The organism is Sphaerisporangium corydalis (assembly GCF_025506355.1).
GTDB lineage: Bacteria > Actinomycetota > Actinomycetes > Streptosporangiales > Streptosporangiaceae > Sphaerisporangium > Sphaerisporangium corydalis.
Map to the genome: position 1 here is coordinate 1 of NZ_JANZYP010000075.1, position 19,527 is coordinate 19,527.

Annotated in this window: 17 protein-coding genes; 8 read left to right on the plus strand and 9 right to left on the minus strand. The window is 71.3% G+C overall.

Translation table 11 applies throughout. The features are described from left to right. Positions 1-27 precede the first annotated feature (27 nt). The 6 genes from NYZ98_RS35365 to NYZ98_RS35390 all read left to right on the plus strand — a co-directional run bounded on the left by NYZ98_RS35365 (position 28) and on the right by NYZ98_RS35390 (position 5,867). Entirely contained in the window at positions 28-1,608 is a 1,581-nt protein-coding gene (locus NYZ98_RS35365; protein ID WP_262848634.1) for a cobyric acid synthase, read from the plus strand. Positions 1,609-1,696: 88 nt separating this feature from the next. Next, positions 1,697-2,056, plus strand: coding sequence for a thiol-disulfide oxidoreductase DCC family protein (locus NYZ98_RS35370; RefSeq protein ID WP_262848539.1), 360 nt, complete (start codon positions 1,697-1,699; stop codon positions 2,054-2,056). A gap of 223 nt (positions 2,057-2,279) precedes the next feature. Further along, complete coding sequence (locus NYZ98_RS35375) at positions 2,280-3,185, plus strand: ABC transporter ATP-binding protein (RefSeq protein WP_262848544.1); 906 nt, start codon at positions 2,280-2,282, stop codon at positions 3,183-3,185. After that, positions 3,166-3,966 carry an ABC transporter permease gene (locus NYZ98_RS35380; protein ID WP_262848546.1) on the plus strand — a complete coding sequence of 267 codons (801 nt, stop codon included), beginning with the start codon at positions 3,166-3,168 and terminating at the stop codon, positions 3,964-3,966. The genes NYZ98_RS35375 and NYZ98_RS35380 overlap by 20 nt, the downstream gene beginning before the upstream one ends. Continuing rightward, complete coding sequence (locus tag NYZ98_RS35385) at positions 3,966-5,054, plus strand: PucR family transcriptional regulator (protein ID WP_262848548.1); 1,089 nt, start codon at positions 3,966-3,968, stop codon at positions 5,052-5,054. The genes NYZ98_RS35380 and NYZ98_RS35385 overlap by 1 nt, the downstream gene beginning before the upstream one ends. Positions 5,055-5,138: 84 nt before the next feature. After that, positions 5,139-5,867, plus strand: a complete 729-nt coding sequence (locus NYZ98_RS35390; protein ID WP_262848550.1) for an SHOCT domain-containing protein — start codon at positions 5,139-5,141, stop codon at positions 5,865-5,867. Positions 5,868-6,052: 185 nt separating this feature from the next. Here NYZ98_RS35390 and NYZ98_RS35395 read toward each other — a convergent pair whose 3' ends face one another. Further along, the gene (locus NYZ98_RS35395; protein WP_262848552.1) at positions 6,053-7,012 is read right to left on the minus strand and encodes a quinone oxidoreductase family protein; all 960 of its coding nucleotides are present in this window, start codon (positions 7,010-7,012) and stop codon (positions 6,053-6,055) included. A gap of 221 nt (positions 7,013-7,233) precedes the next feature. On the opposite strand from NYZ98_RS35395, the gene NYZ98_RS41440 reads away from it, so the two are divergent. After that, the gene (locus tag NYZ98_RS41440; RefSeq protein WP_316249640.1) at positions 7,234-9,642 is read left to right on the plus strand and encodes a GH1 family beta-glucosidase; all 2,409 of its coding nucleotides are present in this window, start codon (positions 7,234-7,236) and stop codon (positions 9,640-9,642) included. 210 nt (positions 9,643-9,852) lie between these two features. Beyond that, entirely contained in the window at positions 9,853-11,301 is a 1,449-nt protein-coding gene (locus tag NYZ98_RS35410) for an MFS transporter (RefSeq protein ID WP_262848554.1), read from the plus strand. Positions 11,302-11,367: 66 nt separating this feature from the next. Here NYZ98_RS35410 and NYZ98_RS35415 read toward each other — a convergent pair whose 3' ends face one another. The 8 genes from NYZ98_RS35415 to NYZ98_RS35450 all read right to left on the minus strand — a co-directional run bounded on the left by NYZ98_RS35415 (position 11,368) and on the right by NYZ98_RS35450 (position 19,205). Further along, positions 11,368-12,336, minus strand: a complete 969-nt coding sequence (locus NYZ98_RS35415) for an NAD(P)-dependent alcohol dehydrogenase (protein WP_262848556.1) — start codon at positions 12,334-12,336, stop codon at positions 11,368-11,370. A gap of 68 nt (positions 12,337-12,404) precedes the next feature. Further along, complete coding sequence (locus NYZ98_RS35420; protein WP_262848558.1) at positions 12,405-12,689, minus strand: hypothetical protein; 285 nt, start codon at positions 12,687-12,689, stop codon at positions 12,405-12,407. Then, a complete protein-coding gene (locus tag NYZ98_RS35425; protein WP_262848560.1) occupies positions 12,689-13,039 on the minus strand; it encodes an ArsR/SmtB family transcription factor in 351 nt (116 codons plus the stop codon). Before NYZ98_RS35425 ends, NYZ98_RS35420 begins: the two co-directional genes overlap by 1 nt. Before the next feature lie 113 nt (positions 13,040-13,152). Next, positions 13,153-15,063 carry a serine/threonine-protein kinase gene (locus tag NYZ98_RS35430; protein WP_262848562.1) on the minus strand — a complete coding sequence of 637 codons (1,911 nt, stop codon included), beginning with the start codon at positions 15,061-15,063 and terminating at the stop codon, positions 13,153-13,155. 143 nt (positions 15,064-15,206) lie between these two features. Then, positions 15,207-16,280, minus strand: coding sequence for an ABC transporter ATP-binding protein (locus tag NYZ98_RS35435; RefSeq protein ID WP_262848564.1), 1,074 nt, complete (start codon positions 16,278-16,280; stop codon positions 15,207-15,209). Next, entirely contained in the window at positions 16,277-17,146 is an 870-nt protein-coding gene (locus tag NYZ98_RS35440) for an ABC transporter permease (protein WP_262848567.1), read from the minus strand. The genes NYZ98_RS35435 and NYZ98_RS35440 overlap by 4 nt, the downstream gene beginning before the upstream one ends. Continuing rightward, positions 17,134-18,027, minus strand: coding sequence for an ABC transporter permease (locus tag NYZ98_RS35445; protein ID WP_262848569.1), 894 nt, complete (start codon positions 18,025-18,027; stop codon positions 17,134-17,136). Before NYZ98_RS35445 ends, NYZ98_RS35440 begins: the two co-directional genes overlap by 13 nt. A 14-nt stretch (positions 18,028-18,041) precedes the next feature. Then, a complete protein-coding gene (locus NYZ98_RS35450; protein WP_262848571.1) occupies positions 18,042-19,205 on the minus strand; it encodes an ABC transporter substrate-binding protein in 1,164 nt (387 codons plus the stop codon). Between the last annotated feature and the right edge of the window lie 322 nt (positions 19,206-19,527).

Consider the following 19,527-nt stretch of genomic DNA (forward strand, 5'->3'; position numbering starts at 1 on the left):
GGGGTGGGGGTCTGGGAGGTTGGGGGGGTGCTCAAAGGGACGTTGTTGGTGGCGGGGACTACTTCGGATGCGGGGAAGAGCGTGGTCACGGCGGGGATCTGCCGTTGGCTGGCTCGGCGGGGTGTGCGTGTGGCGCCGTTCAAGGCGCAGAACATGTCGCTCAACTCGTATGTGACCGCGGACGGGGCCGAGATCGGGCGGGCGCAGGTCGCGCAGGCGCAGGCGGCCGGGGTGGAGCCGGCCGCCGACATGAACCCGATCCTGTTGAAGCCCGGCAGTGAGCGCCGTAGCCAGGTCGTCGTCCTCGGCAGGCCGCTCGCCGAGGTCGACGCGATGGAGTACGGCGCTTACAAGGACCACCTCAGAACGGTGGCCCTGGAGTCGTTGAATCGGCTCCGTGCGGCGTATGACGTGGTCATCTGTGAGGGTGCGGGCAGTCCGGCGGAGATCAATCTTCGCAAGGGGGACATCGCGAACATGGGGTTGGCCCGGGCCGCGGACATCCCGGTGATCGTCGTCGGGGACATCGACCGGGGCGGGGTCTTCGCCTCGTTGTACGGGACGGTGGCGCTGCTGGACGCGGGAGATCAGGCGCTCATCAGTGGGTTTCTGATCAACAAGTTCCGTGGTGCCGCTGAATTGCTGGAGCCCGGGCTCGACATGCTGAGGCAGCTCACCGGGCGTCCCGTGCACGGCGTCCTGCCCTGGCTCGACGGGCTGTGGATGGATCTTGAGGACTCCCTCGCACTGGACAACCGGCGCGGTATGGGCCCGCCGACCGTGGCCGAACCACCCGATCCGGGTGCCCTGCCCGGTCCCGGTACCTCATCCGGTTCGGGCGTCCCGGAGAGTCTGCGGGTCGTGGTCGTGCGGTATCCGAGGATTTCCAACTTCACGGATGTGGACGCGCTCGCGGCCGAGCCGGGGGTCGTCGTTCGGTTCGTCACCTCGCCTGGTGACGCCGCCGAGATTCGCGAGGCCGACCTGGTGGTGCTGCCCGGGTCGCGGGCGACGGTCACCGACCTCGAATGGCTCCGCCGCACGGGTCTGGCCTCGGCGCTGCTCGATCGGCGGGGGCCGATTCTCGGGATCTGCGGGGGGTACCAGATGCTCGCGCGCTCGATCCGCGACGACGTGGAGTCCGGCGCCGGGCGGGTGGACGGGCTGGGCCTGCTTCCCGCGACCGTCGAGTTCGTCCGCGACAAGACCCTGTCCCGCCCGGTCGGGGAGGCGTACGGCCACCGCGTCGCCGCGTACGAGATCCATCACGGGATCGTGAGCGTGGACGGCGGCGCGGAGCTCCTCCGGGATGGGGGTGTGGAGCGGTTCTTGGATGGTTGTCGGGTGGGCGTCGTGTGGGGGACCACCTGGCACGGGATCATGGAGAACGACGACTTCCGCCGCGCCTTCCTGGCCGACGTGGCGTTCGTCACGGGACGGCGGTTCGTCCCGGCGGCGGGGGTCTCGTTCGCGGCGCTCAGAGAGCGGCAACTGGACGCGCTCGGCGATCTCATAGAGCGGCACGCGGACACCGAGGCGCTTCTCGCCCTCATCGAGAACGGCGCGCCGGAGGGCCTGCCCGTACTCCCTCCCGGAGGGGTCGGCTGACCTGGACGTGGCGTGGCGAGCAAGGGAACGGCCATGCGTGCATGGTCCGGGGACGGGGGGTTTCAGGGTCGTGTGGGAGAATCGGCGGGTGCTGGTGTATGACGGTGACTGTGGGTTCTGCCAGCGGTGTGTCGACTTCGGGCGCGGGCGGCTTCCCGCGATGCCGGAGGCCGTCCGGTGGCAGGATCTCGATCTCGCCGAGCATGGCCTGACGCTCGACCAGGTCACCCGGTCGATCCAGCTTGTCGGTCCTGGGGGCCTGCACGCTTCCGGTGCGCGGGCCGTCGCGTTGATGCTCGCCGTGCAGCCCGTGGTGTGGTGGCGCGCGGCCGGGCGGATCATGCTCGTTCCCCCGGTGAGCTGGGCGGCCGAGGTGGTCTACCGGGTGGTCGCCCGCAACCGCCACCGCCTCCCCGGAAGCACCGACACCTGCGCGATCCAGCGCTGACCCCTCGACCATGCCGTTTTCGAGGTTCGATCGGCCTGCGTAGCCATTTAAAGCTGCTCAGCACCTAATGTCCGGTTTGGGTTATTCAACCGCTGGTCGCCGTTCGAAGCCGAGTCTCGCCTCGTACCCGGCCGGGGTTGCCGGATTGTCGAAATGAATGGTCGCGTAAGTGTTCAGGTCCGGTCCTACCGGGCGCCGGGCGGTCGGCGGCAATATGCGACGCATGACAGCAGTGGTGGAAACCGAGGGACTCACCAAGTTCTACGGTAAACGCCGGGGCCTTGAGGATCTCACGCTCGAGATCCGCCCCGGCGAGGTGTTCGGGTACCTCGGCCCGAACGGTGCCGGCAAGACGACCACGATCCGTCTGCTCCTCGACGTGATCCGCCCGACGCGCGGTAGCGTGCGCGTGCTCGGCGTCGACCCGCGCGAGGCGGGTATCCGCAGCAGGATCGGCTACCTCCCGGGCGAGCTGGCCCTGGAGGGGCGGGAGAGGGCGAGCGAGTACCTGCGCTTCCTCGCGGGGGTCCGGGGCGGCGTGGCCAAGGGGAGGATCGAGCTGCTCGCCGAGCGGCTGGAGGCCGATCTGTCGGTCAAGATGGGGCAGCTCTCCAAGGGCAACAAGCAGAAGGTGGGCCTGATCCAGGCGTTCATGCACGATCCGGAGTTCCTGATCCTGGACGAGCCGACGAGCGGCCTGGACCCGCTGGTGCAGCAGGAGTTCCTCTCGATGGTGCGCGAGGCCCGTACGGCGGGGCGGACGGTGCTGATGTCGTCCCACGTGCTGGCGGAGGTGGAGCACGTCTCGGACCGGGTGGGCATCGTCAGGGGCGGCCGGCTGGTCGCCGTCGAGGACGTCGCCGCGCTGCGGGAGAAGGCGGTGCGCCGGGTGGAGCTCCATTTCGACGCCCCGGTGCCCGAGGAGGCGTTCCGGGATCTGCCGGGCGTGCGGGACCTGAAGGTGGAGGGCGCGAGCGTGCACTGCACGATCGACGGGCGCCCGGACGCGCTCATCAAGGCGGCGGCCCGGTTCACGGTCGTGCACATGGTCAGCGCGGAGCCCGACCTTGAGGAGATCTTCCTCACCTACTACAGCGAGGACGTGCACCATGCCCATGTTGGTGCGTAAGACCCTGCGCGACTACCGCCGCGCGCTCATCGGCTGGACGATCGGCATCTGCGTCTTCACAGGGCTGTACACGTCATTCTTCCCCCAAATGCGGGAAAATCCGGATTTCTATAATCAGGCCGCGCTCGCGAAATACCCGGACAGCGTCAGGAAGCTCATGGGCGGCCTGGAGAACATCAGCACCGGCACCGGCTTCCTGCAGGCCGTCGTCTACCAGCTCTTCGTCCCCCTGCTCTTCATCATGTGCGCCGTGATGCTCGGCAACAAGGCCATCGCCGCCCCCGAGGAGGCCGGGACGCTGGAGCTGACCGTCACGTTGCCGGTGGACCGCAAGCGGCTGGTGCTGGAGCGGTTCGCGGCGCTCGCCCTCGGCCTGCTGGTCGTCGCGGTCGCCTCCCTGGCGGTGGTGGTGGTCCTCGGGTCGGCGGTGGGGCTGGGCGTCCCCTTCGGCAGGATCCTCGCGGCCCACACCGGCCTTTACCTGCTGGTCCTGTTCTTCGGGACGGTCGCGCTCACCGTGGGCGCCGCCACCGGGCGCAAGGCGCTGGCCATGTCGGTCGCCGGCGGGTACGCGGTCGCGGGTTACGTGGTCAACGCGATGTCCGCCGACGTCGAGGTGATGAGGTGGCTGAACAACCTCTCGCCGTTCCACTACTACAGTGAGGGAAACCCGCTGGTCAACGGCCTGCAGGTCGGCGACGACCTCGTCCTGCTGGCCGCGGCGGCGGTGCTGGCCCTGACGGCCGTCCTCTCGTTCGACCGGCGTGACGTAGGAGTGTGATGGACGTTCTCGCTCACCTGAGCGAGGCCACCGGTGTGCCCGCCGACCTGCTCGGCGGGTACGTCTCGGTGCTCGCGGCCGCCGCCTCCACGGGCCGCTTACCCGGCCGCGAGGAGGTGGAGATGCTCCGCGCCGCAGGCAGGGACGCCGCCGAGCGCGGCGTGCCGATGCGATCGCTCATGGACGCCTGCCTCCTCGCCTGCGAGCTCACGTCCCGTCCTGGCTCGGTCCCGCCGCTGGCGGCGGTGCGCCGGGCGGTCGGGGCCTACTTCGACGGGTACGAGGAGGCGCAGGCCCAGGCCATCCGCGACGAGGACGAGGCCCGCAGAGAGTTCATCGGCGACCTGCTGCAGGGACGCGCCGACCGGCTGGCCGAGCGCGCCGAGCACTTCGGGCTCCGGCTGGCCGAGGCGTACGTGGTGGCGGTGGCCAGGGACGTCAAGCCGATCAGCGAGGGCGACCCGCTCATCCGCCGGATCGAGGAGGCGCTGGTCGTCCGTTTCGGCTCGCACAACATCCTGGTCGCCGCCCGCGACGGCCTGCTCGTGTGCGTGGCCCCGGGCACCCTGCCGGCCGCGATGGGGGAGTTCACCCACCACGTGCGCGCGAACCTCGGATCCGGCTGGCGGGTGGGCGTCGGGCGCCCGCATCGCGGGCCGGGAGGCGTGGTGACCTCCTTTCGCGAGGCGAGCGACGCGATCGAGCTGGGCGACCGGCTCGGCCTGCGGCCCCAGGTGCTCAAGGCGTCCGACCTGCTGGTCTTCCCGGTCCTGCTGCGCGACCGCGCGGCCATCGAGGATCTCGTCGCCACCGTGCTCGGCCCCCTGCGGGAGGCGCGCGGCGGCCCCGAGCCGCTGCTGGAGACCCTGGAGGCGGTGTTCGGGGCGCAGGGGAACCAGACGGCGGCCGCCCGGCGCCTCGCGATCAGCACCCGGGCGGTGACCTACCGGCTGGAGCGCGTCCGCCGGCTCACCGGGTTCTCGCCGGACGACCCGACCCAGCGCTTCACGCTGGAGACCGCCGTCCTGGGCGCCCGTCTCATCGGCTGGCCACCGGGGGCGGCACCCGTGGCGGGCCGTACCCCATAGCAGGGCAGGTCACAGGGGAGGTCAATGTTTACCGACTTCATAAGTCCTGTCCTGAAATAGCGGGTGTGGCCTACCATACGGAGCGTGATCACCCCCATTCGACTGGTGCGCAGGTCACTCGGGACCGTACTCGGGCTGGGCGGCCTGGCCTGCTGCCTCACCCTGCTCTTCCTGGGCTCCCGCCTGGTCATGAGCATCGGCGGGAGCTGCGGCTCCGGCGGGCCGTACGTGGCGGCCACACCGTGTCCCGGCGGCCTCGGGTGGATCATGCCGGTGTCCATACTGGGCGGTCTCGTGGCGATCGCCGTCTACATGGCGAGCCTGCTGCCGGTGGGTCCCCGGATCGTCCCGCTGGCCTGGCCCGCGCTGTTCCTCAGCATCGGCTGGAACTTCGCGGAGGCCGGGCTGTCCGGGCCCCGGCTCGACGTGGGCTTCCTGATCTGCGCGGTGGTCTTCGTGCTGATGGGCGGGGTGCCGCTGTACTTCCTGCTCAACCGGGACGCGCTGCGGGCGGTGTTCTGGGGTCCGGCCCCCAGACCGGCCCCCGCGACGCCGTCCCCCGGGAACGTGCGCTGGACGACCTCGGTCGTCCTGCCGGGCGACGACGACCCGCCGAGGGACGCCGCCCCCGCACGGCCGGCGCGCCCGGTGTCGCGCTTCGTCGACCTGAGCCCGGAGGACGCGATGGCCGGCGTCGGCTCCGTCGACCTGGTGGGCCAGCTCGAACGGCTCTCGGTGCTGCACCGGACCGGCCGGCTCGACGACGCCGAGTACGCCGCCGCCAAGGCCCGCCTCCTGAACGGCTCCCGATGAACCGCCGCACGCACGCGGCCGCCTCGATCCACCGCCCGTCGAAGGGGGCACGATGAAGAACGAGACGGCGTTGCGCGCCTGGGCGATCGCGCTCCACGTGATCGCGATCGCCGGAGGCGTCTACCTGGGCGTCCTGATCTTCAACCTGGCGACCGCGGGCGGCTGAACCGACCGAGGGACCAGGGCTAGGGGATCAGGACGAGCTTGCCGGTCGTGTGGCGGCCTTCGAGGTCGTCGTGGGCCTTCTTGGCGTCGGCCAGGGAGTACCGGCTGCTGCGCACCTTGAGCGCCCCGGAGGCGACCCAGCCGAGCACGTCGTCGGCCCGCGCGAGCAGCTCCTCGCGCTTGGCGACGTAGTGGACGAGCGTCGGCCTGGTCAGGAACAGCGACCCGGCCTGGTTCAGCCGCTGCGGGTCGAACGGGGGCACCGGCCCGCTCGCCGCCCCGTACAGGGCCATCAGCCCGCGGGGCCGCAGCGAGGCCAGGCCGCCGTCGAAGGTGGTCGCGCCGACGCCGTCGTACACCACATGCACGCCCTCGCCGCCGGTCAGCTCGCGCACCGCCTCGGCGAACCCCTCGTAGGGGAGCACGTCGTCCGCCCCGGCCTCGCGGGCCAGCTTGCCCTTCTCCTCGGTGGAGACCGTGCCGATCACCCGGCCGCCGCGCAGCTTGACCATCTGGGTGAGCAGCAGCCCCATGCCGCCCGCCGCCGCGTGGACGAGCACGTCGTCACCGGTCTTGACCTCGTACGTCGAGTGCGTCAGGTAGTGCGCGGTGAGTCCTTGCAGGAGCACCGCCGCCGCGAGCTCGAAGGACAGGTCGTCCGGCAGCGGGATCGCCCTGGCCGCGGGGATGACCGCCTTCTCGGCGTAGCTGCCCAGCACCCCCTGCCAGCCGACCCGGTCGCCGATCGCGACGCCGGTGACGTCCGGGCCGACGCCGGACACGGTCCCCGCGCCCTCCGAACCGAGGACGAACGGCGTCGGGATGGGGTAACGGCCCTCGCGGTGGTAGACGTCGATGAAGTTCACGCCCGCGGCGGCCACGTCGACCAGCACCTCACCGGGACCCGGTTCGGGGTCGGGCACCTCGGTGTACTCGAGCGCTGAGGAACCACCGGGACGGGAGACGGCGATGGCATGCATGACGATGACTCCTTCGGGTGCGAGCGGTGTCTTGATCGTGCCCAACCCCCTGGTGCCCACTCCTTGTTCCCTCTGATGGCCGCCCCGCTGAGCAAGATCGGCTACGGCGGAAAAAATTGTCAGAGCCGTACCGCATATTGGACGATGATGGTGTCGATCCTGGTGCGGTGGTCGCGCCGGCGATCGAGTGCACGAAAGAAGAAGACGGGAGCTGTCGAAGCATGACTGCGACAACCATCGCCGGCCGGGGGCAGACGGTCACCTTCCCTGACGGATTCATATGGGGATCCGCCACCGCCGCCTACCAGGTCGAGGGGGCAGCGGCGGAGGACGGCAGGGGTCCGTCGATCTGGGACACGTTCTCGCGCAGGCCGGGGGCCATCGCCAACGGGCACAACGGCGACACCGCGTGCGATCACTACCATCGGTACGCCGCCGACATCGGCGTGATGCGCGAGCTCGACCTGGACGTCTACCGGTTCTCGGTGGCCTGGCCGAGGGTCCAGCCGGACGGGGCCGGCGCGATCAACGCTGCGGGTCTCGACTTCTACGAGAAGCTGGTCGACGACCTGCTGGAGGCCGGCATCGCGCCGTACGTCACGCTCTACCACTGGGACCTTCCCCAGGCCCTGGAGGAGTTCGGCGGCTGGACGAACCGCGACACCGCCTACCGTTTCGCCGACTACACCAAGGCCGTGTACGACCGGCTCGGCGACCGGGTCAGCACCTGGATGACCATCAACGAGCCGTGGGTGGCGGCCTTCCTCGGGTACGGCATCGGCGTGCACGCCCCGGGGCGTACCTCCTCGGCGGAGGCGTTCCGCGCCGCGCACCACCTCATGCTCGCCCACGGGCTGAGCGTCCGCGCGCTGCGCGGCTCGGGGGCCGACGAGATCGCCCTCACGCTCAACCTGGTCCCGGTGGTGACCCCGGGCCAGGTGAACGACCCGGCCCTGGTCCTGTCCGCGGCGGACGCCGAGGCGGTCGACCGCGTCGACTGCCTGATCAACCGGCAGTTCCTGGACCCGGCCCTGCGCGGCGAGTACCCCGAGCAGGTGCTGAAGATCGTGGACCGCGTCGCCGGCCTCGATCACATCCGAGGCGGCGACCTCGCGATCATCAACCAGCCGATCGACCTGCTCGGCATCAACTACTACACCCCGTGCGTGGTGCGGTCCGGGCCCGGCGAGCCGGCCAACCCGGCCTACCCCGGTACCGAGGACATCGAGTTCGCCGGCGCCTACGCCCCGACGACCGCCACCGGCTGGCCGATCGTCCCGACCGGGCTGTCCCAGCTTCTCGTGCGGCTCTCGCGCGACTACCCCGAGGTCGGGCTGCTCGTCACCGAGAACGGCGCCGCGTTCGACGACGTGGTGTCGGGCGAGCGCGTGCACGACGCCGACCGCACCGCCTACCTGGAGGGTCACCTCCGGGCCGCGCACGCCGCCATCGAGGCAGGGGCCGACCTGCGCGGGTACCTCGTCTGGTCCCTGCTGGACAACTTCGAGTGGGCCGAGGGGTACAACAAGCGCTTCGGCATCGTGCACGTCGACTTCGCGACCCAGCGCCGCCTGCTCAAGGACAGCGCGCTGTGGTTCCGCGAGGTCATCCAGCGCAACGGCCTGTGGAAGGAGCGCGCCCGGCGCCCCACCCTGGAGGAGGTGGCCGCGCGGGCGGGCGTGTCGCGCTCGACGGTCTCGCGGGTGATAAACGGGCAGGCCACGGTCAGCGACAAGCACCGCGCCATCGTCATGGACGCCGTCAACGAGCTCGGCTACGTGCCGAACTCCGCCGCGCGCAGCCTGGTGACCCAGCGCACCGACACGATCGGCCTGGTCGTCCTGGAGGCCGCCAGGGGGCGAGGCGACGACCCGATGTTCTCGGCGGCCGTGCGGTCGGCCGTCCACGCCCTGGAGGACGAGGGCAAGCAGGTCACGCTCATGCTCGCCGGGTCGACGCGCAGCCGCCTGCGGGTGGAGCAGTACGTCGCGGCCGGGCACGTGGACGGGGTCGTGGTCGTCTCGGCGCGCGGCGCCGACCCGCTGCTCGGCACCCTGGTCCGCACGGGCATCCCGATCGTGTCGCTGGGCCGGCCGTCGGTGCCCATCGCGCTGCCGTACGTCGACAGCGACGACGTCGGCGGGGCCATCTCCGCGGTCACGCATCTGCTCGGCGGCGGGCGCCGCAGGATCGCGATGATCTGCGGTCCGCTGGACAGCGTGGCCGCGCAGGACCGGCTGGCCGGCTACCGCGACACGCTCCGCGACCACGGGCGCCGGTCGATCATCGCGATCGGCGACCTCACCCGCGGGTCGGGCGGGGCCGCGATGCGCCAGCTCCTCCAGGACGACCCCGACCTGGACGCGGTCTTCGCCGCCAACGACCTGATGGCCATCGGCGCGCTGAGCGTGCTGCACGAGGCGGGCCGCACGGTCCCCGGGGACGTCGCGGTCGTCGGCTTCGACGACATCGAGGCCGCCGCCTACACCATCCCCCCGCTCACCACGGTCCGCGGCCACATCGAGGACCGCGCCCGCACCGCCGTTCGCCTGCTCCTCACCCAGACCGAGGGCGGCCCCGTCTCCTCGACCATCCTCCCCACCGAACTGGTCGTCCGCGAAAGCACGTGACGGTAGGGGATTGATAGGGGGCGGCTAACCGGGGAAAAGGGTACGGAGTGCGCTTTGTTCTGCAATCATGACTTTTTGTAGCAACGCCATGTCGAGACGGGAGCGGTGTCGGCGTGATATGGCGTACGGCTACGTGCGGCAATCTGGCGTGCGCGGGACCCGTTCCGGGCCACGCCATCTGCGATTCCCGGACTTAAGGATTGAGCGCCGGTGAGCGAGAACCTGGATGGGGCCGAGGGGGAGGCCGCGGAGAGGGGCGGGAGGCGCGCGCCCGACAGGCAGGCCGCGGGGGCGGCCACTGAGAGCGCGCGAGAGCGGCCCGGCCCGGAACGCGCGCCCGACGAGGGCGGCGCGGCGGACGCGCCGGAGGAAGGCGTCTCCGGTAAGGCGGCCGAGAAGGACAGGCCCGCGACGTTCGGGGAGGTCTTCGGGGTCGCGGAGTACCGCGCGCTGTTCGGGGCGGCCCTGCTGTCGTGGGTCGGTGACTACTTCGCCAAGGTGGCCGTGACCTTCCTGGTCTTCCAGGACACCGGTTCGGTGCTGCTGTCGGCCGTCGGCTTCGCCATCAGCTACCTCCCCTGGGTGGCGGGCGGCCCGGTGCTCGCCGCGCTCGCCGAGCGGTACCCCTACCGGCGGGTCATGATCATCTGTGATCTGGCCCGCATGGTGCTGGTGGGGGCGATGGCCATCCCGGGGACGCCCCTGGTGATCCTGCTCGCGCTGCTGCTCGGCGCGTCGCTGCTGACGCCGCCGTTCCAGGCGGCCCGCTCGGCGATGGTCGCGCAGCTCCTCACCGGAGACCGGTACGTCGTCGGCCTGTCGTTCCAGAACATGGCGGCCCAGGCGGCGCAGGTCGCCGGGTACGCGGTGGGCGGCGTGATCACCGCCATCGACGGTCACGGCGCGCTGCTGATCAACGCCGCGACGTTCGCCGCCTCGGCGCTGATGCTCTGGCGCGGCGTGCGCCCCCGGCCCAATCCCTCCGCCGACGTCCCACGGAGGTCGCTGCTCCGGGAGACCGGCGACGGGCTGCGCTTCGTCTTCGGGCACCGGGTGATGCGGCCGACCTCCCTGGTGGTGTTCAGCGTGGTGGCGATCGTGATCGTCCCTGAGGGGCTGGCGGCCGCGTGGGCGCCCGAGTTCGGCGGCGGGCCGGAGATCACCGGGCTGCTGATGGCCGCGCCGCCGGTCGGCGCCGTCATCGGGGCGCTCGTGACGCGCATCACCGGCCCGGAGCGGCGGCTGAAGCTGCTCAAACCCCTTCTGCTGGCCGGGCCGCTGCTGCTGGTCCCCGTGCTGGTCTCGCCGCCGTTCGCGGTGGTGTTCGTGCTGGTGCTGCTGGCGGCGTGCGCGGTCAACACGGTGCTCGTCCCGTTGAACGGGGTGTTCGTCCAGATGCTCCCGAACGCCTTCCGGGCCAGGGCTTTCGGGATCATGCAAGGGGGGATCCAGCTCACGCACGCGGTCGCGGTCCTCGCGGCCGGCGCGTTCGCCGAGCGGTACCCGGTGGCGATCGTGGTGGGGGCGTGGTCGGTGTGCGGGCTGGCCGTCATGGGAGTCGCGGTGACCAAGTGGCCGGGACGCGAGATCATCAGAGAGGAGATCGCCCGCGCCACCGAACTCAACCGCGCCACGCCCACGGTGCCGGCGACCACCTGAGCCCAGGACTGCGGTCGGCGACCTTCGTGAACCGGTGTCATGGGGCCGATGGCCCGGGGGCCGTGTTCAGATGGTGATGACGATTTTGGCCCGGGCGTGGCCCTCGCCGAAGTAGCGCATGGCCTCGGGGACCTCGCTCAGCGGGTACGTCCTGTCGATGGCCGGTGTGATCTCGCCGGACTCGGCGAGCCGCCTGAGCTCGGCCAGGTCCTTCGGGTTCGTCCTGGTCATGAACGTGCGGACGTTCTGGCGCACGAACGGCGACAGCACGCGCGCCCTGACCAGCCGGCCCAGCGGGCCGAACCACCGGCCACCGGTCGCGCTGGACAGCACGAGCGTCCCCCTCGGGGTCAGCGCGCGCCGGAGGTCCGCCAGCGAGTGGTTCCCCGCGAGGTCGAGGATCACGTCCCAGTGCCGGCCGCTCCTGGTGAAGTCCTCCTTGGTGTAGTCGATGACCTCGGCGGCGCCGAGCGACCGGACCAGGTCCACGTTCCGCGTGCCGCACACGCCGGTCACCTCGGCGCCGAACGACCTGGCGACCTGCACGGCGAACGTCCCCACGCCCCCCGACGCGCCGTTGACCAGGACCCGCTGCCCCGGCCGGACGCGTCCGTGGTCGCGCAGGGCCTGCAGGGCGGTGGCCGCCGCGACGGGCATCGTGGCGGCCTGCTCGAACGTCAGGTTGGCCGGCTTCTGCTCCGGCACGTCCTCAGGGACGCACGCGTACTCGGCGAAGGTCCCCGTCTCGATCTCGGCATACACCTCGTCGCCGGCGCGGAACCGCCGCACGTTCGCGCCGACCGACTCGACCGTGCCCGCGAAATCCCTGCCCCGGATCCGGTACTTCGGCCTGGGCAGCCCGAACGCCAGGCGGGACACGTACGGCACACCCGACAGGATGACCTGGTCGCCGTGGTTGACCGACGCCGCGTGCACGCGGATCAGCAGCTCGCCGTCCTTGGCCACCGGCTTGTCGACGTCCGTGAGCTCCAGCTCGTCCGGTGAGCCGTACCCCGCCTGGATGATCGCCTTCATCGTGCCCTCCTGGTGCGTACCGGGATGGTGCGGGATGGGTGCGGCCGGCGCGGGTCGGGTGTGCCGGCTCATTCGACGGTCCGCAGGATCTGCTCGATCGAGGTCGTCCGGCTCCGCAGCTCGGACAGGTCGGCGGCCACCCGCTGCTGGGCGTCCAGGGTGTTCTCGGCGAGATGCTCGTAGCGGCGCACGAGCTGCCGCAGGGCGTCGTCCTGGGCGGCAGAGACCTTCAGCTTGCGGAACTCGTGGAAGGTCGCGAGGACGGCGATGATCAGGATCGTGGCCAGCACCAGGATGCCGAGGGTGAGTATCGTGCCGGGCCAGTTCGCGGGCTCGGCCGCGCTGAGGTTCATCAGGACTGCTCCTCTGGTGCGGGGCCCTTCTCCGAGCCCGGTCTGGTCAGGGTCGTGACCGCCTCGACCAGCGCGGACGCGGTCAGGTGCAGGTCGAAGTCCGCGATCTCGTAGTACTTCATGGCCTTGCCGTCCGAGGACAGCTCAAGGGTGCCGACGATCAGTCCGGCGGCCTCCAGGCGTTGCAGGTGCATGTGCAGCAGGGGACGGCTCACGCCGATCTCGCGGGCCAGGTGGCTCACGTAGTCGCGCCCGCCGGCCAGCGTCGCGACGATGCGCATCCGTAGCGGGTTGGCCAGCGCCGCCAGCATCACGACCAGCTCGTCGCCGCTCGGCCCGGCCTTCGTCATGTTTCTCCATCACGTGTAAGAATTGTCTTACGCATGAAACCGTAGCATGTCCCATGCGCCGGCGATACAGGCCGGACGAGCGGTCAGCGGAGAGAGCGGAGAAGGGCGAAAGGTCAGCGGGGAGAGGAGGCGGACGCCGGGCCCTGGACGGTGAAGTCGTCGAAGGAGACGCCGAGCGAGGAGCCGGACTTCTCCGGGACGCGGGCCAGGAAGCCGACGTCCCCGTTGGGCAGGCTCGACGGGCTGCCCGAGTTGTCCAGGAAGGACTGCACCCGCGCGCCGTCCACCCACATGGTGAGCTGGACGCCCTCGGCGGTCTTGGCGCACTCCACCTGCACCTTGGCGGGGGTGTTCTTGGTGATGCCGGTCGCCGCGGCCGCCGTGAGGTTGCCGCCGGTGCCCTTGGTGACCCTGCGGATGCGCGCCTCGCCGGTCTCGCTGAGCAGGAACTCGTACCTGCTCTGGCGGTACTCGCCGTCGGCCCGGCAGAACAGCCCGTACTCGCCGGGGCCCTTGGAGCTCCGCAGGGTCGCGGTCACGGTGAGGAGCAGCCGCTGGGGCGTCGTCGGGGTCGGGGTCGCCGACGGGTCGGGGGTGGCCGGCTGCTCGGGGACGAAGGGGATGGGCGCCTTCTCGATGCGCTCGGAGCCCTCGTCGTTGACGTCGACGGCGTAGAACCCGCCCGGGGCGTAGCCGTACATTCCGTACTCCTTGCCGGTGTACTCGCTGCCGCTCCAGCCGGTGCCGCTCTCGTTGAAGTCGTCCCGGTACAGGAAGCTGAGGTCTGTCGGCGGACCCGAGGGCGCGAGCAGCGCGCGCAGCCCGAACCCCGCGACGGCGAACAGGACCACCCCGGCCACGCCGATCCCGATGAGCCGCCGGCGCCGGGCGGCCGGGTCGGCGGGCCGGCCGCCTTCCGGCGGACCCTGCGCGCGCCAGGTCGCGTCCAGCGGCGTCCCCGCCCCCTGGTGCCGGGGGACGGCCGGCGTCGTGCCCAGGTACGTCGGGGACCCCGCGGGGACGGTCCCCTGGTGCGCGGCGGTGGGCGGCTGGCCCTGGTACGGCGCGTGTGCCCCGGTGGGCGGCCCGGCCGGGAGGTGGCCCGTGGGCGGCGGGCCGTGGCGCGTCGGGGGCTGGCCGGGGAGGGTCGGCGCCTGGCCCTGGAGGGTCGGGGACCGCTGCCAGGCCTGGACGACGGTGTGCTCGGCGCGCTCGGGGGTCGTGCGGCCGACCATCTGGTCGAGGATCTGCTGGGCCGTCGGCCTGCGCTCCGGGTCCTTCTCCAGCGCCGCGGCCACCAGCGTGCGCAGCGGGGGCTCCATGCTGTCCAGCGAGGGCTCGGTGTTGAGCACCTGGTAGACGATCGAGGGAAGCGACTCGCCGCCGAACGGGGCGCGCCCGCTGGCGGCGAAGGCGACCAGGCACCCCCACGAGAACACGTCGCACGCCGGCGCGGCGGGGGCGCCCCGCAGGACCTCGGGCGCCATGTAGCGGGGCGTCCCCATGAGCTCGCCGGTGCCGGTGATGCCGCTGAGCGTGTCCAGCGCCCGCGCGATCCCGAAGTCGATGACCCGGGGGCCGACCGGCGACAGCAGCACGTTGGACGGCTTGAGGTCGCGGTGGACGATGCCGGCGCTGTGGATGGCGGTGAGCGCGGTGGCGACGCCGACGGCCAGCGCGTCCAGGCTGGAGCCGCGCAGCGGCCCGGTCCGCTGGATGGCGTCGTGCAGGTTGGGGCCCTCGACGTACTCGGTGACGACGTAGAGCAGGTCGCCCTCCAGGTCGGAGTCCAGGACCGCGGCCGTGCAGAAGCGCCTGACCCGGCGGGCGGACTCGGCCTCGCGGCGGAACCGCACGCGGAACTGCTCGTGCTGGCTGTACTCGGCGTTGATCACCTTGACGGCGACCCGCTGGCCGGTGTCGTCCTGGCCGAGGTAGACGGTGCCCATCCCGCCACGGCCCAGCCGGCCGATGAGTTGGTAACGGCCGATCTGGGTGGGTTCACTCGGACTTAGGTTGTTCACCACGTCGCCTTACCGCTATGCACCTGTACGCGACCGCCACCCTATCGAGATCGAGCCCGGCCGTCCGGTCTCCCGGCCGTGCGAAGAAAGAGCGGAATGGCGCCGGTACGGCCGGCCCCCTCGCGCGGGAGCCGGCCGTACCGTCAACCGGCGGCGGGCACCGCGTCCGCCACGGCGGCCGTGCGCGGCGCGACGAGCACCGGGCGCTCCACCAGCCGTACCCGGGCGTGCTCCCCGGGCGCGAGGCGCGCGGCGTCGTGCCCCGGCAGGTCGGCGAGGATCTCCGTCCCGCCGGCGAGCCGCAGCCGCAGGCGCACGGACGCGCCGCGGAACGAGGAGGTGACGACGACCGCCTCCCCCTCCGGGTCCGGGGTGACCAGCACGGTCTCGGGGCGGACGAGCACGTCGACGTCGGGGGAGTCCGGCCTCTGACCGTGCACGGGCAGGCGCTGCCCCGCGACCTCGACCTCGTCCCCGGTGACCCGTCCAGGCAGGTGGTTCATGGTCCCGACGAACTCGGCCACGAACGGGGTCGCCGGCCGGTCGTAGATCTCGGCCGGGGGACCGGACTGCTCCAGCCGCCCGTCCTTGAGCACCGCGACGTGGTCGGCGATCGAGAGGGCCTCCTCCTGGTCGTGCGTCACGAAGATCGTGGTGATGCCGAGCGACAACTGCAGCCGCCGGATCTCCTCGCGGAGCGTGACCCGGACCTTGGCGTCGAGCGCCGACAGCGGCTCGTCGAGCAGCAGCACCTGCGGCTCCAGGGCCAGGGCGCGGGCCAGCGCGACCCGCTGCTGCTGCCCGCCGGAGAGCTGGTGCGGGTAGCGCTCGCCCTGGGACGGCAGGCCGACCAGTTCGAGCAGCTCGGCGGCGCGGGCGTGCCGCTTGGCCGTGGGGACCTTGCGCACCCGCAGCCCGAACGTCACGTTGTCGCGCGCGTTCAGGTTGGGGAACAGGCTGTAGGACTGGAAGACCATCCCGGCGTCGCGGCGGTTGGCCGGTACGCGCGTGATGTCCTTCCCGTCGACCAGCACGGCGCCGGCGTCGGGGCTCTCGAAGCCCGCGACGCAACGCAGCGCCGTCGTCTTGCCGCAGCCTGAGGGGCCGAGCAGGGCGATCAGCTCGCCCGGCTCGACGGTCAGGTCCAGGCCGTCGAGGGCGACGGTGGTGCCGAAGGTACGGCGAAGCCCCCGGAACTCCACCCGAGCCCCGTTCACGAACCACTCCTTTGCCTGGTGCCGGCGGTGGAAAGGACAAGCAGCAACAGCCAGGTGAGCAGCAGGCTGAAGATGGACACGGCGACCGACAGGGCGGCGTTCGCGCCGGAGATGGTGACGATCCACACGGAGAACGGCTGGAAGCCGAGCAGCCGCGCGACGGTGTACTCCCCGAGGACCAGGGCGAGCGTCAGGAACGACGCGCTGGCCAGGCCGGACTTCAGGTTGGGGATGACCACCCTGAACATCACGTGCGGCCAGGAGGCGCCGCAGTTCCTGGCCGCCTCCACCAGCGTGCGGACGTCCATCGCGCCGAGCCCGGCGTCCAGCGCCCGGTAGACGAACGGCAGCGCCAGCACGACGTCCGCGATCACCAGCACGACGGGGAACGCCGGGTTCTGTACGGCGATGAACGTCTGGTAGAGCGGCGTGGTCGACAGGTAGTCGGGCCCCCAGCGCAGCACCGTGCTGATCCCGGCCACGAACGTGATCGGCGGGACCACCAGCGGCAGGGTGCACAGGATCTCCATCACCGGCCGCAGCCTCGGCGCGCTGAGCCGGACGGCCAGCATCGCCGGGAGCGTCAGCACCAGCACGGTGACGATGGTCGCGGCGGCCAGCCCGAGCGACAGCAGCAGGCTCTGGCCGAACCCCTCCGCGGAGAAGATCTCCCCGTAGGCGTCGAGCGAGAAGCCCTGGACGGGGTCGTTGACGGTGAAGACGAACGACGCCAGCAGCGGCACGAGGAAGTACACCGCGGCCACGACCAGCACGATCCCCCGCCAGACGCGCACCCGGCGCGGACGGCCGGTGGGCGCGGCGGGCGCGCCGACGTCGGGGAGCACTGTCGGGGTCAGCGCAGCCATCGCGCACTCCTGCGCTGGAGGGGCAGGTAGACGGCCATGACCAGGCCGGCCACCACGATCATGTCGAAGCTGAGCGCCAGCGCCACGTTCTCGTGCCCGATCAGCACGTTGCCGGTGAGCGCGTCGGCGATCTGGAGCGTGACCAGCGGGACGACCGTGCCGACCATCGCGGCGGCGGTCGCGTACGCGGCGAAGGCGCCGCCGAACAGCAGCACCACCCCGCCGAGCAGGCTCGGCGTGAGCACCGGGATGCCGACGTACCGCCAGAACTGCCAGGCGCTCGCCCCGTTGTTCTGGGCCGCCTCGCGCCACTGCGGCCGCAGGCCGTCCAGGGCGGGGACGACGACCAGGACCATCAGCGGGACCGAGAAGTAGAGGTACACCAGTGCCAGGCCCCAGAAGCTGTAGAGGCTCCAGCCGTGGTCGCCCAAATTGAGCCGGCTGGTCAGCACGCCGGAGTTGCCCAGCGTGGCGATCCAGGCGAACGCCAGCGGGACGCCGCCGAAGTTGGCGAGCACCCCCGAGGCCGTCAGGACCGCCTCGCGCAGCGCGCGGAAGCGGGAGGTGACGACCGCCTGGGCGAGGAAGGTGCCGAGCACGGCACCGGCCACCGCGACGAGCGCGGACAGCTTGACGCTGCCGAGCAGCGCGGTGAGGTAGGCGCCTTGGAGGGACTCGGTGAGGTTCGCCGTGCTCAGCGAGCCGTCCGAGGTGAACGCCCCGCCGAGCAGGGCGATCGCCGGGATCCCGAAGGCCAGGCCCACGAACAGCATCAAAGGGAGCGCCGCGGTCCAGCCCTTCGCGCGATGACGGCTCCCGCCCGTCTTGGGCGGCTCCTCGGCGGGGAGGCCGGCGGGAGCCGTGGTAAGCGTCTCAGCCATGGTCGGTCGCGGTGTCAGCCGGAGACCGCGGCGCCCCAGCCGGTGGCCAGGACTTCCTTGGCCTTGGTGACCTGGGCGTCGCTGGCGAACTCGGGTGTGCCGTCCACCTTCGGGAGCTTGGCGACCAGGGCCGCGTCGGCCGAGCCGTCGGTCTGCATGGCGGGCAGCAGCACGGCGCGGGCGTACCCCTTCAGGTAGAGGTTCTGGCCCTCGGGGCTGTAGATGAACTCCTCCCACAGGCGCGCGGCGGCCGGGTGGGGGGCCTCCTTGTTGATCGCCTGGGCGTAGTACTGCGCGTACTTGCCGTCGGAGGGCACGGTGACCTTCCAGTCGACGCCCTTGGCGGCGAACTGGTCGGTGTACCCGGCGTTGAGGTAGTCCCAGTCGATGCTGATCGGCGTCTCGCCGTTCTGCACGGTCGCGGGAGTGGACTCGACGGGGTTGAAGTTGCCCGCCGCCTTGAGCTTCTTGAAGAAGTCCAGGCCGGGCTGGATGTCGTCGAAGGAGCCGCCGTTGGCGAGCGAGGCGGCGAAGACGCCGGCGAAGGCGGAGCCCGCCTTGGTCGGGTTGCCGTTCATCGCGACCTTGCCCTTGTACTCGGGCTTGAGCAGGTCGGCGAAGGTCTGCGGGCAGTTCTTGACGCGCTTGCCGTCACACCCGATCGAGACGTAGCCGCCGTAGTCGTTGTACCAGGTGCCGCTCGCGTCCTTCTGGCCCTCGGGGATCTTGTCCCAGGTCTGGACCTTGTACGGGGCGAACAGGCCCTCCGACGCGCCGCTGAGCGCGAAGGCGGTGCCGAGGTCGAGCACGTCGGGGGCGCGGTCCTGGCCCTTGCGGGTCTTGACCGCGTTGATCTCGTCGGAGCTGGAACCGTCGGGGTTCTCGCTGTTCACCTTGATGCCGTACTTGGTGGTGAAGGCGGTGATGATCTCGCCGTAGTTCGCCCAGTCCGGAGGCAGGGCGATGACGTTGAGCTGGCCTTCCTTCTTGGCCGCCTCGACGAGTTTGTCCAGGCCGCCGAGGTCGGCGGCGGAGCCCGCCGTCTTGGCGGCGCTTCCCGCGGCCGGCGCCCCGCTCTCGGTGGTGGTCGTCGGCGCGGCGCCACAGGCGGCGCCGAAGGATGCGGCAACGGTGAGCGCGACCGCCAGGCCGGCGAGACGCGTTTGAGGTGAATGCACGCTTTGCTCCCACTTTCGGAGGGTGTGGGAGGGACGATAGTTGAGCCGAGACAACAACTCGCATCTAGTTCGCTGCGTTCCGGTGTAGTTATGTGAACAAAAGGTGATGAAACCGACTCCTTGCTGTTCACTCGGGGCCTCGTCCGGCCTCCCGCCCCTGGTGGATCCCCGGTCCGTGCGCGCCGCCGGCCCCGGCGGGGACGGGGATGGCGGGTGTGGACCGTGGCGATTTGCCCTGCGAGCCCTGAGAACATATGTTCGATGTAGGCATCACCCGTCTTCCCCCGGGTGCTCTCAAAAGTTCATGAGGCCCAGGGAGAAG

What these genes read in the sequence shown, in the direction of transcription:
- NYZ98_RS35425 (WP_262848560.1), bottom strand. Translation starts at nt 13,039, where the DNA reads ATGACGAAGGCCGGGCCGAGCGGCGACGAGCTGGTCGTGATGCTGGCG.
- NYZ98_RS35440 (WP_262848567.1), bottom strand. Translation starts at nt 17,146, where the DNA reads ATGGCTGCGCTGACCCCGACAGTGCTCCCCGACGTCGGCGCGCCCGCC.
- NYZ98_RS35380 (WP_262848546.1), top strand. Translation starts at nt 3,166, where the DNA reads ATGCCCATGTTGGTGCGTAAGACCCTGCGCGACTACCGCCGCGCGCTC.
- NYZ98_RS35415 (WP_262848556.1), bottom strand. Translation starts at nt 12,336, where the DNA reads ATGAAGGCGATCATCCAGGCGGGGTACGGCTCACCGGACGAGCTGGAG.
- NYZ98_RS35420 (WP_262848558.1), bottom strand. Translation starts at nt 12,689, where the DNA reads ATGAACCTCAGCGCGGCCGAGCCCGCGAACTGGCCCGGCACGATACTC.
- NYZ98_RS35385 (WP_262848548.1), top strand. Translation starts at nt 3,966, where the DNA reads ATGGACGTTCTCGCTCACCTGAGCGAGGCCACCGGTGTGCCCGCCGAC.
- NYZ98_RS35395 (WP_262848552.1), bottom strand. Translation starts at nt 7,012, where the DNA reads ATGCATGCCATCGCCGTCTCCCGTCCCGGTGGTTCCTCAGCGCTCGAG.
- NYZ98_RS35375 (WP_262848544.1), top strand. Translation starts at nt 2,280, where the DNA reads ATGACAGCAGTGGTGGAAACCGAGGGACTCACCAAGTTCTACGGTAAA.
- NYZ98_RS41440 (WP_316249640.1), top strand. Translation starts at nt 7,234, where the DNA reads ATGACTGCGACAACCATCGCCGGCCGGGGGCAGACGGTCACCTTCCCT.
- NYZ98_RS35445 (WP_262848569.1), bottom strand. Translation starts at nt 18,027, where the DNA reads ATGGCTGAGACGCTTACCACGGCTCCCGCCGGCCTCCCCGCCGAGGAG.